This is a genomic window from Pseudomonas sp. FW305-7 (genome assembly GCF_058786735.1).
This window is the reverse complement of record NZ_JBYSZA010000039.1, coordinates 31,584-49,167: the sequence shown is the minus strand read 5'-3', so window position 1 is coordinate 49,167 and position 17,584 is coordinate 31,584. Positions and strand designations below refer to the sequence as shown.

7 protein-coding genes are annotated in these 17,584 nt (G+C 62.8%); 5 read left to right on the top strand and 2 right to left on the bottom strand.

Features of this window, described 5'->3' with window-relative positions:
• Nucleotides 1–266 precede the first annotated feature (266 nt).
• Entirely contained in the window at nucleotides 267–2,093 is a 1,827-nt protein-coding gene (locus AC3WMT_RS28545) for a glycoside hydrolase family 15 protein (RefSeq protein ID WP_103306714.1), read from the bottom strand.
• A complete protein-coding gene (locus AC3WMT_RS28540; protein ID WP_103306715.1) occupies nucleotides 2,086–2,886 on the bottom strand; it encodes a glucose 1-dehydrogenase in 801 nt (266 codons plus the stop codon). The genes AC3WMT_RS28545 and AC3WMT_RS28540 overlap by 8 nt, the downstream gene beginning before the upstream one ends.
• Before the next feature lie 272 nt (nucleotides 2,887–3,158).
• Between AC3WMT_RS28540 and AC3WMT_RS28535 the strand changes: the two genes are divergently transcribed.
• From AC3WMT_RS28535 to AC3WMT_RS28515, 5 genes are all read left to right on the top strand, one after another.
• On the top strand, nucleotides 3,159–4,331 hold the full coding sequence (locus AC3WMT_RS28535) for an MFS transporter (protein ID WP_103306716.1): 1,173 nt from the start codon (nucleotides 3,159–3,161) through the stop codon (nucleotides 4,329–4,331).
• 72 nt (nucleotides 4,332–4,403) lie between these two features.
• Nucleotides 4,404–5,144 (top strand): thioesterase II family protein, encoded by a 741-nt coding sequence (locus AC3WMT_RS28530; protein ID WP_103306717.1) that lies wholly within the window; start codon nucleotides 4,404–4,406, stop codon nucleotides 5,142–5,144.
• Nucleotides 5,145–5,183: 39 nt separating this feature from the next.
• Nucleotides 5,184–6,167: a TauD/TfdA family dioxygenase gene (locus AC3WMT_RS28525; RefSeq protein ID WP_103306718.1), complete on the top strand. Its 984-nt coding sequence runs from the start codon at nucleotides 5,184–5,186 to the stop codon at nucleotides 6,165–6,167.
• Between the two features lie 187 nt (nucleotides 6,168–6,354).
• On the top strand, nucleotides 6,355–9,756 hold the full coding sequence (locus AC3WMT_RS28520) for a non-ribosomal peptide synthetase (RefSeq protein WP_103306719.1): 3,402 nt from the start codon (nucleotides 6,355–6,357) through the stop codon (nucleotides 9,754–9,756).
• Complete coding sequence (locus AC3WMT_RS28515; protein WP_103306720.1) at nucleotides 9,753–17,579, top strand: non-ribosomal peptide synthetase; 7,827 nt, start codon at nucleotides 9,753–9,755, stop codon at nucleotides 17,577–17,579. The genes AC3WMT_RS28520 and AC3WMT_RS28515 overlap by 4 nt, the downstream gene beginning before the upstream one ends.
• Nucleotides 17,580–17,584 lie beyond the last annotated feature (5 nt).

Below are 17,584 nucleotides of genomic sequence, written 5' to 3'. Positions count from 1 at the left end.
GTTTAGAAGATGTAGGGGCTGAGCTGCGCAATTGTGGTGAGGGGATTTAGCGAAACGTCGCACCGCCCCGACCGGTTGCGCAGCAGTCGCAAAGTCAGTGAATGCGGTATTTCTGGAGGAGTGGGGACGCAGGGTTGGGGGCTGCTTCGCAGCCCATCGGGGATAAATCCCCTCACCACAGGGGTGTCACTCTGCTGATTGCTGCGTAGGGAATAGCCCGCTAAAGCACAGTTTTGTGGAATATCTCCTACAGAAAGTGGCGAGCTTTACGGCTGCCACTCACTCTTTTCCCCACTCAACCGTCGATCCAGAAAACTCGCCGCACTGATCAACGCCAGATGCGTCAGCGCTTGCGGGGTATTGCCCAGATGCCGGCCATGGCTGTCGAATTCTTCGGCGTACAGCCCCAGCGGATTGGCGTAGCGCAGCAACTGTTCAAACTCCAGATGGGCCTTTTCCACCTGACCGGCGCGGGCCAGGCATTCGACGTACCAGAACGAACACGCGGCAAACGCGCCTTCGGTGCCGGTCAAGCCGTCGATGTTGGCGTCATCGTTGCGATAGCGGTAAACCATGCCGTCGCGTACCAGATGCTTTTCAATGGCTTCGAGGGTCGAGAGCCAGCGCGGATCCTTGGCGCTGACGAAACGCACCAGCGGCATCAGCAGCATCGAGCCGTCGAGTGCGGTGCCGCCCTTGTACTGGACAAAATGCCCGCGCTCTTCGTCCCAGAAGTTGTCCCAGATGTCGGCGTAGATTGCCTGGCGGGTTTGATCCCACTGGGCGAACGGTGCCGGCAACGAGCGTTTTGAAGCCAAACGAATCGCCCGATCCAGTGCCACCCAGCACATCAGCCGTGAGTGCAGAAAGTGATGCTGCTCACCGCGCATTTCCCAAATGCCTACATCCGTGGTCTGCCACGTCTCACAGACTTGATCGACCACTTCGCGCACGTGTTTCCAGCCTTCGTGGGAAATCGCGTCGCCGTACTTGTTGACCAGATACACCGCGTCCATCAGCTCGCCGAAGATATCCAGCTGAATCTGGTCATACGCGCCATTGCCGATGCGCACCGGTCGGGCGCCGCCATGCCCGGACAGGTTGTCCAGTTCGGTTTCCGGCAATTCCTGTCGGCCGTCGATGGCGTACAAGATGTTGAGTTTCATCGGCTGACCATGGCAATCGCTGACCCGATGGCGCAGCCAGCGCATGTAGTCGTTGGCTTCGCCGACAAAACCCAGACGCATGAACGCGTAAACCGTGAACGACGCATCGCGGATCCAGGTGTAGCGATAATCCCAGTTGCGTTCGCCGCCGGGCGTTTCCGGCAGGCCGAAGGTCGCGGCGGCGAGGATCGCGCCGTGTTTGCGCGAGGTCAGCAGCTTGAGCGCGAGGGCAGAGCGGTTGACCATTTCCCGCCAGCGTCCGCGGTAAATCGACTGGCCGATCCAGTCGCGCCAGAACTTCAGCGTGCGCTCCATACAGAAGTCGCCGGCGCCTTCGGCGAAGCGCGGATCGTCGCTGGCGCCGAGCATGAAGGCCGCCGTCTGATCCTGCTTGAGGGTGAAGCGGGCAATCGCCGCTGCGGCGTCCACCTGCAAGGGCTGATCAGAAGCCAGGCGCAGCGTCGGTTGCCCGCTGGCGCTGAACACCACGTCATTCTTATCCAGCGCCGCGCGAGTGTCGGCACGGGCATAGTCGTGGCGTACCGCGCAGCGCATGTGGAAATTCGCCTCGCCGCTGACCACCCGCACACGGCGCATCAGCAGTGGCAAGTCATCTTCGCTGTCACCCACCGGCAGCATGTCGGTGATTTCCACCACGGCATCGTCACTGAGCCAGCGGGTTTGCAGGACGTTGGTGTCCGGCAGGTAAATCTGCTCGCGGCGGGCATCGGGCAAGGCTGGCGCCAACTGGAAAATCCCCGCGTCGGGCGTATCCAGCAACGAACAGAAAATCGACGGACTGTCGAACTCCGGCCAGCAGAAAAAATCCACGCTGCCCTTGTCGTTGACCAGTGCCGCACTGCGCATGTCGCCGATGATGCCGTGGGCGTCGATCGGGCTTTGTCGTTCTGGATGATGCTCAGCCATTGCCGCGAAACTCCGGATAGAGGCTCATGCCGCCGTCGATAAACAGGGTAGTGCCGACGATGTAGTCAGAAGCATCGGAGGCGAGGAAAACCACCGCATTGGCGACGTCTTCCACATCGCCGATGCGCCCGTAGGGAATCAGGTCGAGCAGCTCTTCCCCGGCAGCGCCTTCGGTGGCTTCTTTATTGATCGCCGTGCGAATCGCCCCCGGTGCAATACCGTTGATGCGAATGCGCTGATGACTGACTTCCTGGGCAAGCGTCTGCATCAACTGATCGACACCGCCCTTGGACGCCGCGTAATTGACGTGCCCGGCCCACGGAATGCGCTGGTGCACCGAGCTCATGTGGATGATTTTTCCGGCGGCGCGGGATACGCCTTCGCGAATGCCTTGGCGATTGAAAATGCGCAACGCGGCACGGGCGCAGAGGAACTGGCCGGTGAGGTTGACGCCGATTACCTTATTCCAGTCATCCAGCGACATATCCACAGCCGCCGCATCTTTTTGCAGGCCGGAATTGGCGATCAGAATGTCCAGTGAGCCGAAAGCGTCGAGGGTTTCAGCGAACAGCCGTTCGACCTCGTCTTCCTTGGAGACATCGGCACCGATGGCCAGGGCCTGACCGCCATCGGCGATGATTTGTCGGGCGAGTGCTTCGGCGGGTTCGGCCTGGCGGTTGTAGTTGATGACCACGGCGGCACCGGCAGCGGCCAGGGCTTTGGCGCAAGCGTGGCCAATGCCGGAACTGGCGCCGGTGACGAGAGCTACCTGACCGGCGAGAGAAATGTGCATAGAGGAGGCGCCTGGGTTGAGGGCTTAATCAGCTGACCGATTGCCTGGCGTGAGAGTTCATTTCTGTGGGTTGTGGTGAAAGTATGGACCTCATCGCTGGCAAGCCAGGCTCCCACAGGGAACATAGATGAACATGAATTTATGTACGACCAGTACCTCTGTGGGAGCTGGCTTGCCCGCGATGGGGCCTTCACATTCCACCAACAATTCCCCGCTTCCTCTCTCATCAGCCTCTATGGCAACTTGGCCGCCCCTGACGAGGCTGTGACCTGATGGCAAACCCATACCGCGAATTGTTCAACGCCCCCGGCGCCCGAAATTTTGTGCTGGCCGGGATGATCGCGCGCATGCCGATTTCCATGACCGGCATCGGCGTGATCACCATGCTTTCGCAGCTGTACGGTGGGTACGCACTGGCCGGTGCGGTGGCGGCGACATTTGCCTTGGCCACGGCGTTTTGCGCACCGCAGGTTTCGCGACTGGTGGACCGCTTCGGTCAGGGCAAAGTGCTGCCCATTTCGGCATTGATCGGTGGTGGCGCGCTGTTGATGTTGCTGCTGTGTACACGGTTGCAGGCGCCGACCTGGACGCTGTTTGTGTTCGCCGCGCTCGCTGGGTGCATGCCGAGTATGTCGGCGATGGTGCGGGCGCGCTGGACGGAAATCTATCGCGGCCAGCCGCAATTGCAGACCGCGTATGCGCTGGAGTCGGTGCTTGATGAAGTTTGTTTCATCGTCGGCCCACCGCTGTCGGTGGGGCTGTGCGTGGCGGTGTTTCCCGAAGCCGGGCCGCTGGCGGCGTTGCTCGCGCTGGCGATCGGCGTGACGGCGTTTGTCGCCCAGCGCAGCACCGAGCCGCCGGTGCATCCGCACGCGTCTGAACATCACGGTTCGATTATCGGCTCGACAGATATTCAGCTGTTGTTGGCCTTGATGATCGCCATGGGCGTGATTGTCGGTGTGGTCGATGTCGTCAGCGTCGCGTTTGCCCAACAACAGGGGCAACCGGCAGCGGCGAGCATTGTGCTGTCGGTGTATGCCATCGGTTCGTGTCTGGCCGGGATCGCGTTTGGGGCGATGCGTTCGAAACTGCCGCTGCCGCGACTGTTTCTGTATGGCGGAGTGGCAACGGCAGTGACGACGTTGCCGCTATTGCTGGCGAGCAACATTCTCGGCCTGGCGCTGGCGGTTTTCATTGCCGGGCTGTTCTTTGCGCCGACCCTGATTGTCGCGATGGCACTGGTCGAACGCATCGTACCGCCGGCCAAACTCACCGAAGGCCTGACCTGGCTGGTGACCGGTCTGAGCATCGGCGTTGCCATCGGCGCCGCCGGTTCCGGTGCGCTGGTCGATGCCTTTGGCGCGCGCAGTGGCTTCTGGCTGGCGATTGCCGCCGGGGCGGTGGTCCTCGCGTCGGCGGTGCAGAGTTTCCGTCATCTGAAGTGATCAACCAACCGACTAATTCCCGCGTCGCCTCATCCGTTCTCTTTTACAGATAACCCTATTGAGGTAAACGCGGTGACAAAGCTGACACTGCTGTGCCTGCCCTATTCGGGCGCCAGCGCCATGGTCTACAGCCGCTGGCGGCGCCAACTGCCGTCGTGGCTGCACCTGCAACCGGTGGAATTGCCCGGGCGCGGTGCCCGTTTCGACGAACCCTTGCAGATCGACATGCGTGCGCTGGCCGGCCAATTGGCCCGTGAGCACAAGCCCGGCTTGCAGACGCCTTATGCCCTGTTCGGGCATAGCCTGGGTGCGCTGCTGGCGTGCGAAATGGCGCATGCTTTTCGCGAACTCGGTGCGCCGGAGCCGGTGGCGTTGTTCGCTTCCGGCACGGCCGCCCCGACCATGCGCAGTGACTACGATCGCGGCTTTGCCGAGGCGCGCAGCGATGACGAGTTGATCGAGCAGTTGCGCACCTTTCAAGGCACCAGTGAGGAAGTGCTGGCCAACCAGGAACTGATGAGCCTGACGCTGCCGGTGCTGCGTGCCGACTTCATGATGTGCGGACGTTTCACGCCGGCGCAGCGGCCCTTGCTCAATTGCCCGGTGCACGTGCTGGGCGGCAAGGAAGACCGCGCGACCACCGAACAACTGATCGGCTGGAGCAAAGAAACCCTGGGCAGTTTTTCCGTGGACATGATGACCGGCGGGCATTTCTTCATCCATGAACACGAAGCCCGGGTCATCCGCACGATCAAGACCCATCTGGAAGTCCACCACCGCCGCCATGCGCAGGCAGCGGCACCGGCGTTTTAGTGCGCGGTTCACCTATCGAGTGATTACAGGAGGCCAGTCATGGCTGTTGCTGTGGGATTTTCCGTTCGGCCGCTGCTGCCGCAACGGGGGCGCTTGCCGTTGTTGGTGGAAGCGACCGATGCGGACACCGACCTTTTGGCGGTGTTCGATGAATTGAAAGAGCTGGTGGACGAACATTTGCTGCGCGATGGCGGGGTGCTGTTCCGTGGATTCCGTCTGAACGGTGCTGAACAGTTCCGTCAGTTCGCGGCCAGTTTCGGCCACCCGCTGTTGAACTATGAATTCGGCTCGACGCCGCGTACCAACGTGACGCAAGGCGTGTACACGTCCACCGAATACCCGGCGCACCAAAGCATTCCGCTGCACAACGAGCAGGCCTATTCCCGCGACTGGCCGATGAAGATCTGGTTCTACAGCATGATCGCGGCCAAGTCCGGTGGCGAAACGCCGATTGCCGACAGCCGTGAAGTCTATCGACGTATTCCGGCGGCGATTCGCGAGCGCTTCGTCAACAAAGGCCTGATGTATGTGCGCAACTTCGGCAATGGTCTGGATGTGGCCTGGGAAGATGTGTTCAACACCGAGGATCGCGAGGTCGTCGAGGTCTACTGCAAGGCCCACGGCATTGTTTGCGAATGGAAGGACGACGGTGAGCTGCGCACCCGTCAGACCTGTCAGGCGGTGGCGGTGCATCCGGTGACCGGCGACAACGTCTGGTTCAATCAGGCGCACTTGTTCCACATTTCCAACCTGCAAGCGGAAGTGCGCGAAAGCCTGCTGGACATCGTCGACGAAGAGGACTTGCCGCGTAATGTTTATTACGGCGACGGCTCGGCCATTGAAGATGAGGTGCTGGCGCAGATTCGCGCAGTGCTCGACGAGTGCGCGATCAGCTTCCCTTGGCAGGAAGGCGATGTGCTGATGCTCGACAACATGCTGTCGGCCCACGCGCGATCGCCGTTTGAAGGCCCGCGCAAAGTGATTGTCGCCATGGCCGAGGGGCATTCTCTGGACGCTCGCTGAGCGATCCCGGCGTTTGTCTGAACGCTTGCCGAAGCCGCTCTTGCCGCGGCTTCGGCATTTCTGCATCTGGCGGGAGTGCCGCCCGGCCGGTATTGCGCCGGCGCGCTAAATCATTGCGTTTGTCATTCGTTCTTGTTGATACGACCGGGCCTCCTGGTCACGCCGCCGATCAGCAAGGACCCCATGCATGAATGCCGCAGACGCACAGAAACTAGCCCGTCGCTTTATCGAACTGCCGCAGGACAAACGCCGTTTGTTTCTCGCCGGCATGGCCCGCGAAGGCATCGATTTTGCGCAGCTTCCCATGACCGCCTGTGACGGCATCGCCGAGCGTGACGGCCTGTCTTATGCCCAGCAGCGGATGTGGTTTCTCTGGCAGCTGGACCCGCACAGTGCTGCTTACAACTTGCCGATGGCCGTGCGCCTGACGGGCGATCTGCAAGTGCAGGCTCTGGAGCAGGCATTCAGCCTTTTGGCGGCGCGGCATGAGTGCCTGCGCACCACCTTCGGTCAGGAAGGCGAGCGCGCTTTTCAGCGCGTCGCCGAGCCTCAGCCTCTGAAGCTGGTCATCACCGATCTGAGTGCCGTCCCCGAGGCCCAGCGTTGGCCTCTGGCGCAGCAGCACATGATGGCCGAGGCCACGCAGGCGTTCGACCTGGAAAACGGCCCGCTGCTGAGCCTGCGCCTGTTGCGTCTGGCCGAGCAGGAGCACGTGCTGCTGTTGACCTTGCACCACATCATTGCCGATGGCTGGTCGATGAACATTCTCATCGACGAGTTCATGCGCACCTACGACGCCCTGGTCGCGGGGCGCGAGCCATCGTTGCCGGCACTCACCGTGCATTACCGCGATTACGCGCTGTGGCAGCGCAGTTGGCTGGAGGCGGGCGAGCGCGAGCGGCAACTGGATTACTGGCGCGCGCAATTGGGTGACGAACACCCGGTGCTTGAATTGCCGACTGACCGCGCCTATCCGGCGCAATCAAGTCATCAGGGGGCGCGGCTGGAAACGGTCATCGACGCAGCGCTGCGCCAGGAGCTGAAAAGCCTCGCCCAGCGTCAGGGCGTAACTCTGTTCGTGGTGCTGTTGGCCGCTTTCAAAACCTTGTTGCACCGCTACAGCGGCCAGACCGACATTCGTGTCGGCGGGCTGATCGCCAACCGCACCCGCAGCGAAACCGAAGGGCTGATCGGCTTCTTCGTCAACACGCAAATCCTGCGCAGCGAAGTCACCGCACAAACGCGTTTTGCCGATCTGTTGCAGAACCTGCGTCAAGCCGCGCTCGGTGCTCAGGTTCATCAGGAGTTGCCGTTCGACGCGCTGATCGAAGCGCTGCAACCGGCGCGCAGCCAAAGCCACAACCCGCTGTTCCAGGTGATGTTCAACCACCAGCCGCTGGTGACCGATTTGCAGCATGTGCAACTGGAATCGGGGTTGCAGGTCGGCTATTTGACTGAAGAGCAACTGGCCGGCAGCGGTCGCCAACATGCCGCTACCAGTGACCTGATGCTCGACACCCGCGAGGAGGGCGAGCAACTGTTCGCTGCCTTCACCTACGCCACCGATATTTTTGACGCCGCGACCATCGCCGCGATGGCCGGACATTGGCGCAACATTCTGGCCTCCGTGTGCCGTGACCCTCAGCAATTGATCAGCGAAGTTGCGCTGCTGGCGGACGTCGAGCACGCGCAATTGATTCAGAGCACCGAGGCCGATCCGCTATTCGCCAGTGTGCAAACACGCTTCGAAGCGCAAGTAACGCGAACGCCGCAGGCAGCGGCGGTGATCCTGGCGACCGAGCCGTCGCCGTCACTCAGCTACGCCGAGTTGAACACCCGCAGCAATCGTCTGGCCCACCAGTTACGCGCTCGCGGTGTCGGCCCTGACGTGCTGGTCGGTGTGGCGCTGGGGCGCTCGCTGGAACTGGCGGTGGCGCTACTGGCAGTGCTCAAGGCTGGCGGCGCTTACGTGCCGCTGGATCCGCAAACACCGGCCGAACGTTTGCGCCACGTGCTCGATGACAGTGGCCTGAAACTGCTGCTGACTGATCGCGAAAGTCTCGCCAGCCTGCCGGCTCTCGACGGTGTCGACTGCCTGTGTCTGGAGCAGTTGGCCGATGACGGGCAGGTCGACAATCTTTCGGTGACGGTCGAGGCGCAAAACCTCGCCTACGTGATCTACACCTCAGGCTCGACCGGGCGCCCGAAAGGCGTGGCGATCAGTCACGGCGCGTTGAGCGAGTTCATCGACCGCGCCATCGATTACAGCGACCTGCGTGAAGGCGACCGGGTCCTGCAATTCGCCACCAGCAGTTTCGACGGCTTCGTCGAGCAGTTTTTCCCGCCACTGTGCCACGGCGCTGCTGTCGTGCTGCGTGATGCGCGGTTGTGGGACAGCGCGGCGTTGCATCAGGTCATCCTCGAACACGGCATCACCCTGGCCGACTTGCCCGCCGCTTACTGGTATTGGCTGGTGCAGGAATACGCCGCCAACCCACCGAGCGGTTTCGCTGCGTTGCGGCAGATTCATGTCGGCGGCGAAGCCATGGCGGTGGACGGTTTGCGTCTATGGCAACAGGCCGGGTTGGGCCATGTGCGATTGCTCAATACCTACGGGCCGACCGAGGCCACGGTGGTTTCGACCATTCATGACTGCACGGCACTGACGGCGGACGCCGTGTCGTGGCGCGGCATCCCGATCGGACAAGGTCTCGACGCGCGTCGTTTGTACGTGCTGGACGATGATTTGAACCTGCTGCCGCAAGGTGCGGTGGGCGAGTTGTATATCGGCGGACCGGGCCTGGCGCGTGGCTATCACCGTCAGCCGATGCTCAGCGCCGAGCGCTTTATCGCTGATCCGTTCGCTGACGGCCAGCGCCTGTACCGTTCCGGCGACCGCGCCCGACTACGCGCCGATGGTGCGCTGGAGTACGTCGGTCGGGTCGATCATCAAGTGAAGATTCGCGGCTTCCGTATCGAGCTGGGCGAAATCGAATCGCGCCTGCAACAGTGCCCGGGCATCCGCGAGGCGGTGGTGCTGGCGGTGCCGCTCAGTGGTGGTTTGCAACTGGTGGCCTACGTGGTCAGCGATCAGGCCGTGCTCGACAGCGCGGCGACGCAAGCGGCGTTCCGTCAGCAAATCCGGGCGGCGCTGCAAGCCGATCTGCCGGACTACATGGTGCCGGGCCATCTGCTGTTGCTGGCGAACCTGCCGCTGACGCCGAGCGGCAAGCTCGATCGCAAGGCGTTGCCCGCGCCGGATCCTGTGCAGTTGCAGGGCGACTATCGCGCACCGCAAACGGACACCGAGCAACAACTGGCGCAGATCTGGGCAGAGGTCCTGCAAGTATCGCGGATCGGTCTGGATGATCACTTCTTTGAACTGGGTGGCCATTCGTTGCTGGCCGCGCAGGTGATTGCGCGTATCAAAACTCAATTGGGCGTTGTTTTGCCGCTGCGCAGCCTGTTCGAGAAACCGGTACTGGCCGATCTGGCGGCGGTGCTTGCGCAACTGGCTGACGGCGCAACGAACGACGACTGGTCCGACATGGATCAGTTCATGAATGCTTTGGAAGGAGAGGAAGTATGAGCGGCACCATGGCGGAGCGCATCGCGAAAAGGTTCGTCGGCTTGCCGCTGGAACAGCGTCGGCTGTTTTTGGCCAAGCTGCGTGAAGACGGCAAGGACTTCAGCCTGTTGCCGCTGCCGGTCAGTCGTCACGATGTCGCGCAGATTCCGTTGTCGTTTGCCCAGCAGCGCTTGCTGTTTCTCTGGCAACTCGAACCGCAGAGTGCCGCTTACAACATGGCCGCCGGCTTGCGTCTGAACGGGCGTCTGGACGAGACGGCGCTACAACGTTCCTTCGATCATCTGGTGCTACGCCATGAAGTGCTGCGCACAGTGTTCCAGACCGACGGCGATCAGCCGCATCAGGTGATTCTTGATCAGCAACCGCTGACACTGGAACGCATCGACCTCACCAGTCTGCCTGATTCGGAACGCGAATCTGCCTTGGCGCAACAGGTGCAGACCATCACGGCGCGGCCGTTCGATTTGCGCCACGGGCCGCTGTTGCGTGCCAGCCTGTTTGCGCTGGCCGAAGAAGAATTCGTGTTGGTGGTGAGCATGCACCACATCGTCTCCGACGGTTGGTCGATGGACGTGATGGTCAAGGAATTCGTCCAGTGCTACCAGGCCTTCAGCCTTGAACGCGAGCCGCAATTGCCGGCACTGACGCTGCAATACGCCGACTACGCGATCTGGCAGCGGCGCTGGCTGGAAGCCGGCGAGGGCGAACGGCAACTCGATTACTGGCGCCAGCAATTGGGTGAAGAGCATCCGCTGCTGGAAGTGGCGCCGGACTTTGCCCGTCCTGTGACGCAAAGCTTCGAGGGCCAGACCCTGAGTTTTGATTTCGGTGCGCCGTTGTCCCTGCAACTCAACGCCTTTGCGCGTAGCCAGGGCATCAGTCTGTTCATGCTGGTGCTGGCCGGGTTCTCGCTGTTCCTGTCGCGGCAGGCCGGGCAGCGCGACATTCGTGTCGGGGTGCCGAATGCCAACCGTGGCCGTGCTGAGGTCGAAGGGCTGATCGGCTTTTTCGTCAACACTCAGGTGCTGCGATGCGAGGTGGACGAGCGCGGCAGTTTCGAGGATTTGCTGGCGCGTGTACGTGAAGCCGCGTTCGGTGCCCAGGCGCATCAGGAGCTGCCGTTCGAGCAACTGGTGGACGAGTTGGTGGCTGAACGCACCCTGGGCCACAACCCGTTGTTCCAGGCCAAGTTCAACCAGAACGTCGGCATGCAGAAGCAGCGTTCGATGGCCCTGCCAGGGCTGAGCGTGGCGGAGTATCCGCTGGACAAGGACGGTACTCACTTTGATCTGGCGCTGGACATCACCGATGACGGCACGCTGATTCATGGCCAGATGACCTATGCCAGCGACCTCTATCGCCCACAGACGGTCGAGGGGTTTGTGCCGGCCTTGCTCGGCTTGTTCAGCGAGTTGTTGAAAGCGCCGCAAGCGCCACTGCACCGCGTTGCGGTGACCTTGCCAGCGCCACTTCCGGCCCCCGCCGAGCCGGCGATGTTGGTGTTGCAGCATTGGGATCGTGAAGTCGCCCGCCAGCCTGAAGCGCCGGCCGCCCGCGACCTGAATCAGGCCTTGAGTTATCGGGCGCTGGATCAGGCGGCCAATCGTCTGGCCCATCATCTGCTGGCGCAGGGCGTGAACGTCGGCGAGCCGGTGGCGGTGCTGATGGAGCGCTCGCTGGACTGGCTGACCTGTGTGCTGGCGGTGTTCAAGGCCGGCGCGGTGTACATGCCGCTGGACGTCAAGGCGCCGGATGCACGTTTGCAGCAGATGCTCGGTGCGGCGCAGGCGCGGCTGTTGTTGTGCGCCGAAGGCGATGCGCGCGTGTCCGGGTTGGCGGTTGACGGCTGTCGGGGCATCGCCTTTGCATCGCGGCAGTGGCAGTCAATGCCGGACACCTGTCCGGCCGTGGCGTTGTGCGCTCAATCAGCGGCGTACGTGATTCACACCTCCGGCTCCACCGGGCAACCGAAAGGCGTACTGGTCAGCCACGGCGCGCTGGGCAGTTATGTCCGCGGTGTGCTGGAGCGACTGGCGCCGGCGGCGGACAGCAGCATGGCGCTGGTCTCGACCATTGCTGCGGATCTGGGTTTCACCGTGCTGTTCGGCGCGCTGTGTTCCGGGCGCCTGTTGCATGTCTTGCCGGAAGAGCTGGGTTTCGATCCGGACCGGTTTGCCGAGTACATGGCAACGCACCAGGTGGGCATGCTGAAAATCGTCCCCGGTCATCTGGCCGCGTTGTTGCAGGCCGCAAGGGCAGCCGACGTGCTGCCGCACCACGCGCTGATCGTCGGCGGCGAGGCGTGCTCGCCGGCGCTGGTGGAGCGCGTGCGTCAGCTCAAACCGGGCTGCCGCATCATCAACCACTATGGGCCGAGCGAAACCACGGTGGGCGTGTTGGCCCATGAAGTCGCTGATCTGACGCTCACCCGCAGCGTGCCGGTCGGTAGCGCACTGACCGGCGCTCACGTCTACGTGTTCGACGATGTCCTGAACAACGTCGCCGATCAGGTGGCTGGCGAGTTGTATATCGGTGGCGACAGCGTGGCGCTGGGCTATCTGAATCAGCCGGCGCTGACCGCCGAGCGCTTCCTGCCCGATCCATTCGGCACGCCGGGTGCGCGGGTGTATCGCAGCGGCGACCGGGTACGCCGCAATCGTCAGCAAGCGGTGGAATTCATCGGCCGCGCCGACGATCAGGTCAAGGTGCGCGGCTATCGCGTGGAGCCGGCGGAAGTGGCGCGCGTGCTGCTCGGGCTCGACGGCGTCAGTGAAGCGGCGGTGCTGGCGTTGTCACTGGATGACGACCCGACGCGTTTGCAACTGGTCGTGTGGTGTGTGCCGGTCGCAGGTGCTTCGTTAGCGGCACAGGCGCTGCGCGAGCAATTGCAGGCGTGCCTGCCGGATTACATGGTGCCGGCGCAGATCGTCCTGCTCGAGCAACTGCCGCTGACGGCCAACGGCAAACTCGACAAGCGTGCCTTGCCGGTGCCGGGCGTGGTCACTCAGCACTTCGTCGCGCCGCAAGGTGAAGTCGAAGAGAAACTCGCGGCAATTTGGGCCGATGTCCTCAAGCTTGAGCGCGTCGGCAGCACCGACAACTTCTTCGAGCTGGGCGGTGATTCGATCCTCAGCCTGCAAATCATTGCCCGGGCCAAACGCCAGGGTATCAAGCTGAGCCCCAAGCAACTGTTCGAAAAACAGACCATCGGCCAACTGGCCGTCGTGGCCAAACTGATCGAAGGCAAACCCGTTGCGGCTGCGGCGCCGGCAGCTCGCGGACCGTTGCCATTGTTGCCGATTCAGGCACGGTTCTTCGAAACCCCGATCGCCCAGCGTCAGCACTGGAACCAGTCGGTGATGTTGCAACCGACCACGCTGCTCGACGCCGCTCACCTACGCACAGCGCTGGCGGCGCTGATCGAACAGCACGACGCGTTGACGCTGAATTTCCAGGCGTCCGGCGACGTGTGGCAGGCAACGCCGCAGACCCAGCGTGATCCAGAGCTGTTGTGGGTCCGTGAGTTGGACAGCCTGAACGCGTTGCCGGCGCTCGCCGATCAAGCCCAGCGCAGCCTGAATCTGCAACAAGGCCATTTGCTGCGGGCGGTGCTGGTGAACCTGCCGAACGCCGAGCAACGCTTGTTGCTGGTCATCCACCACCTGGTGATCGACGGCGTGTCGTGGCGCATTCTGCTGGAAGATCTGCAGCACGCTTACACCGCGCTGGCGGCGGGTACGCCGCTGGTTCTGCCGGGCAAAAGCAGCTCGCTGCACAGCTGGGCCGAGCATCTGCACCGTTACGGGCAGAGCGCAGCGCTGGCCGCTGAGAGCGCCTACTGGCGCCAGACCCTGGAGGCCGGCGACCCACAACTGCCGCGCGATTTCCCGCAGGACACGCAAACCCGCGAACAGGCCGCCCACGCCAGTTCGCGCCTGAGCCAGGCGCTGACCCACAAGCTGTTGAAAGTGGCGCCAGCGGCGTATCGCACGCAGATCAACGACCTGCTGCTGACGGCGCTGGCGCGGGTGTTGTGCGACTGGAGCGAACAGCCGTCGGTATTGATTCAGCTCGAAGGTCACGGACGTGAAGACCTGTTCGACGACATCGACCTGAGCCGCACCGTAGGCTGGTTCAGCAGCCTGTTCCCGGTGCGCCTGACCCCCGAGGCAACGCCGGGTGCGTCGCTGTGCGCGATCAAGGAACAATTGCGTGCGGTGCCGGGCAAAGGCATCGGCTTTGGTGTGCTGCGCTACTTGAGCCGTTGCGCCCAGTTGCAGGCATTGCCGCAGCCGCGCGTGACCTTCAACTACCTCGGCCAGTTCGACGGCGCGTTCAACGCTGACGCCGGCGCGCTGTTCGTGCCCAGCGGTGAAAGCACCGGGGCCAACCAGGACGCAGCCGCGCCGTTGGGTAACTGGCTGAGCGTTGACGGTCAGGTCTACGGCGGTGAGCTGGAATTGACCTGGACCTTCGGCACCGGCATGTATCGCGCAGAAACCGTCGAGGCGCTGGCCGAGGCCTATCGTCGTGAGCTTGCGCGTTTGATCGAACACTGCTGCGACAGTGGCGAGGCGGCTGTCACGCCGTCGGACTTCAGTCTGGCAACGCTGACCCAGGCACAACTCTCGGCATTGCCTATTCCGGCCCGCGACATCGTCGACCTCTATCCGCTGTCGCCGATGCAGCAGGGCATTCTGTTCCACAGCGTCAACGATCCGCACAGCCCGGCCTACACCAACCAATTGCGCGTCGATGTGCAACATCTCGATGCCGAGCGCTTCCATCAGGCCTGGCAGCAAACCGTTGATGCTCACGAAATCCTGCGCACGGCGTTTGTGTGGCCACAGGATGCCGCCGCTGCGGTGCAAGTGGTGCGCCAGAGTGCGCAGATGCCATGGCGCGTGCAGGACTGGCGCGGTCGCCATGATCTCGGCACGGCACTGGATCAACTGGCCGGCGAAGATCTTGCCAGCGGTTTCGACCTGACCGGTACGCCGCTGTTGCGGGTGACCCTGGTGCGCACGGATGAGGCGACGCATCACCTGATCTACACCTGCCATCACATCCTCATGGACGGCTGGAGCACGTCGCAGTTGTTCGGCGAAGTGCTGCAGCGTTATGCCGGCATGACCCCGACGGTCGGGCAGGGGCGTTATCGCGATTACATCGAATGGCTGGGGCAGCGCGATCAGCAGGCCAGTCGCGATTTCTGGACGACAGCCCTTGCGGACCTTGATGAGCCGACGCGTCTGGCCAGTGCCTTGTCCGGCGCGCAGCAAGTGGCCAGCGGTTACGCCGATCACGAGCATGTATTCAGTGAGACGTTGACGGCGGATCTGAACCGTTTTGCCCGCGAGCAGAAAGTCACCCTCAACACCTTGGTGCAAGCGGCGTGGCTGGTACTGCTGCAGCGTTACACCGGGCAGGACAATGTGGCATTCGGCGCGACGGTCGCCGGGCGCCCGACGGATTTGCCGGGCGTCGAGCAACAGATCGGTCTGTTCATCAACACTTTGCCGGTGGTGGCAGCGCCGTCCGCTGAGATCATCGTCAGCCAGTGGCTGCAACAGGTGCAGGACGTCAATCTGGCGCTGCGCGAGCATGAGCACACGCCGCTCTACGAGATTCAGCGTTGGGCCGGTGCGGGTAACGGGGCGTTGTTCGACAGCATTCTGGTGTTCGAAAACTACCCGATGGCCGAAGCCTTGCAACAAGGCCCGACCACCGGTCTGACGTTCTCGGCGATTCGTCGTCAGGAACAGACCAACTACCCGCTGACGCTGGTGGCGGTCACCGGTCGCGAGCTGAGTCTGGGGATCAGTTATGACCAGGCCAGTTTCGCTGCGACCGCGATCAGCGCGTTGAGCGCACAACTCGAAAGCCTGCTCACGCAGTTCCTCGCCGATGCCACGCAACCGCTGGGTGCGCTGCAATTGCTCGCAGAACCGCAGCGTCAACAGGCCATCGATTGGGGCAAGGCCGACGTCACGGCAACGGATGCCCGCACGGTGCTGGAACACCTCGCCGCGCAGGTTCAGCGTCAGCCCCAAGCACACGCGGTGCTGTTCGCCGAACAACAGATCGATTACCAAGGCCTCGATGCCCGGGCCAACCGTCTGGCGCACAAGCTGCAAACGCTGGGCGTGGAGCCGGAGATTCGGGTTGGTGTCTGCATGCGCCGCACGCCGGACATGCTGGTCAGCCTGCTGGCCATTCTCAAGGCCGGTGGCGCCTATGTGCCGCTGGATCCGGACTATCCACAGGAGCGCTTGCTGCACATGCTCGACGACAGCCGCGCCGCCGTGCTGATCACCGAGCCCGCCGCACTGGCGCTGTTGCCACAAACCTTGAGCGCTGAGGTGCTGTTGGTGGAAGAGGGCGCCTTGAGCGCGTTCCCGATCACCGCACCGCAGGCGAATGTCACCGCGCAGAATCTGGCCTATGTCATCTACACCTCGGGCTCGACCGGTAAACCGAAAGGCGTGGCGATCACCCACGGCAACCTGTCGGCGCTGATTCAGTGGTCGGCCGGGGTTTATCGTGAAGAACAGTTGCGCGGCGTGTTGGCGTCGACGTCGATCTGCTTCGACCTGTCGGTCTGGGAAATCTTCGTCACCCTCGCTTGCGGTGGCTGCCTGGTGCTGGCGGACAACGCGCTGGCACTGGCCGATTTGCCGGCTCGCGAACAGGTCACGCTGATCAACACGGTGCCGTCGGCGATTGCCGCGCTGCAACGTGCCGGACAGATTCCGCATTCGGTCGCGACCATCAATCTGGCCGGTGAGCCGCTCAAGCAAAGCCTGGTGGACACCTTGTACGCGAGCACCTCGGTGCAGCAGGTCTACGATCTGTACGGGCCGTCGGAAGACACCACCTATTCGACCTTCACCCTGCGCACGCCGCAAGGGCAGGCGAACATCGGCCGACCGCTGCAAAACACTGTGGCCTATTTGCTCGACAGCCAGTTGCAAGTGTTGCCGGGCGGCGTGCCCGCCGAGCTGTACCTGGGCGGTGCCGGTGTGACCCGTGGTTATCTGCTGCGCGCCGCGCTGACCGCCGAACGCTTTGTGCCGAACCCGTACGCCAGTAACGGCGAGCGGCTGTACCGCACCGGCGATCTGGTGCGTCAGGGCCATGACGGCAATATCGAGTACATCGGTCGGGCCGATCATCAGGTGAAGATTCGCGGCTTCCGTATCGAACTCAGCGAGATCGAAGCGCGGCTGCTGGAGCAGGACGAGATCCGCGAAGCCGTGGTCCTCGCTCAGGACGGTGCCGCCGGTAAACACCTGCATGCCTATGTGGTGGCGGCGCAGGCAGTGACCGATCAGGCGTTGTTGGCGGAACGCCTGCGCAACGCGCTGGCCAGTCGCTTGCCGGCGCACATGGTGCCGGGCCACTTGCATTTGATCGACGCCATCCCGTTGACCCCCAACGGTAAGCTTGATCGCAAGGCGTTGATGGCTCTGGGCGACAGCCCGACGCAGCAGCACTATCAGGCGCCGCAAAGCGATTTGCAGTGGGAAGTGGCGACGATCTGGCAGGAAGTGCTGGAGGTCGAGCAGGTGGGCCTGGACGACAACTTCTTCCAGCTCGGCGGGCACTCGTTGCTGGCCACGCTGGTGGTGACCCGGATCAAGGAGCGTCTGGGCGACAAGGTGCCGCTCAAGGAATTGTTCGAAACCGATACCCTCAAGGCGTTCTGCGCGCGAATCGAGGCCTTGCGCGTCGAAATGTCGCCCGTTCAGGATGAATTGGCTAAATCCCTGGAGGCCCTCAAACGTCTATCCCTCGATGATCTGGAAAAACTGATTTCTTGAGAGGG

Coding starts and splice junctions, on each gene's coding strand:
- AC3WMT_RS28545 (WP_103306714.1), bottom strand. CDS start 2,093: ATGGCTGAGCATCATCCAGAACGACAAAGCCCGATCGACGCCCACGGC.
- AC3WMT_RS28540 (WP_103306715.1), bottom strand. CDS start 2,886: ATGCACATTTCTCTCGCCGGTCAGGTAGCTCTCGTCACCGGCGCCAGT.
- AC3WMT_RS28535 (WP_103306716.1), top strand. CDS start 3,159: ATGGCAAACCCATACCGCGAATTGTTCAACGCCCCCGGCGCCCGAAAT.
- AC3WMT_RS28525 (WP_103306718.1), top strand. CDS start 5,184: ATGGCTGTTGCTGTGGGATTTTCCGTTCGGCCGCTGCTGCCGCAACGG.
- AC3WMT_RS28520 (WP_103306719.1), top strand. CDS start 6,355: ATGAATGCCGCAGACGCACAGAAACTAGCCCGTCGCTTTATCGAACTG.
- AC3WMT_RS28515 (WP_103306720.1), top strand. CDS start 9,753: ATGAGCGGCACCATGGCGGAGCGCATCGCGAAAAGGTTCGTCGGCTTG.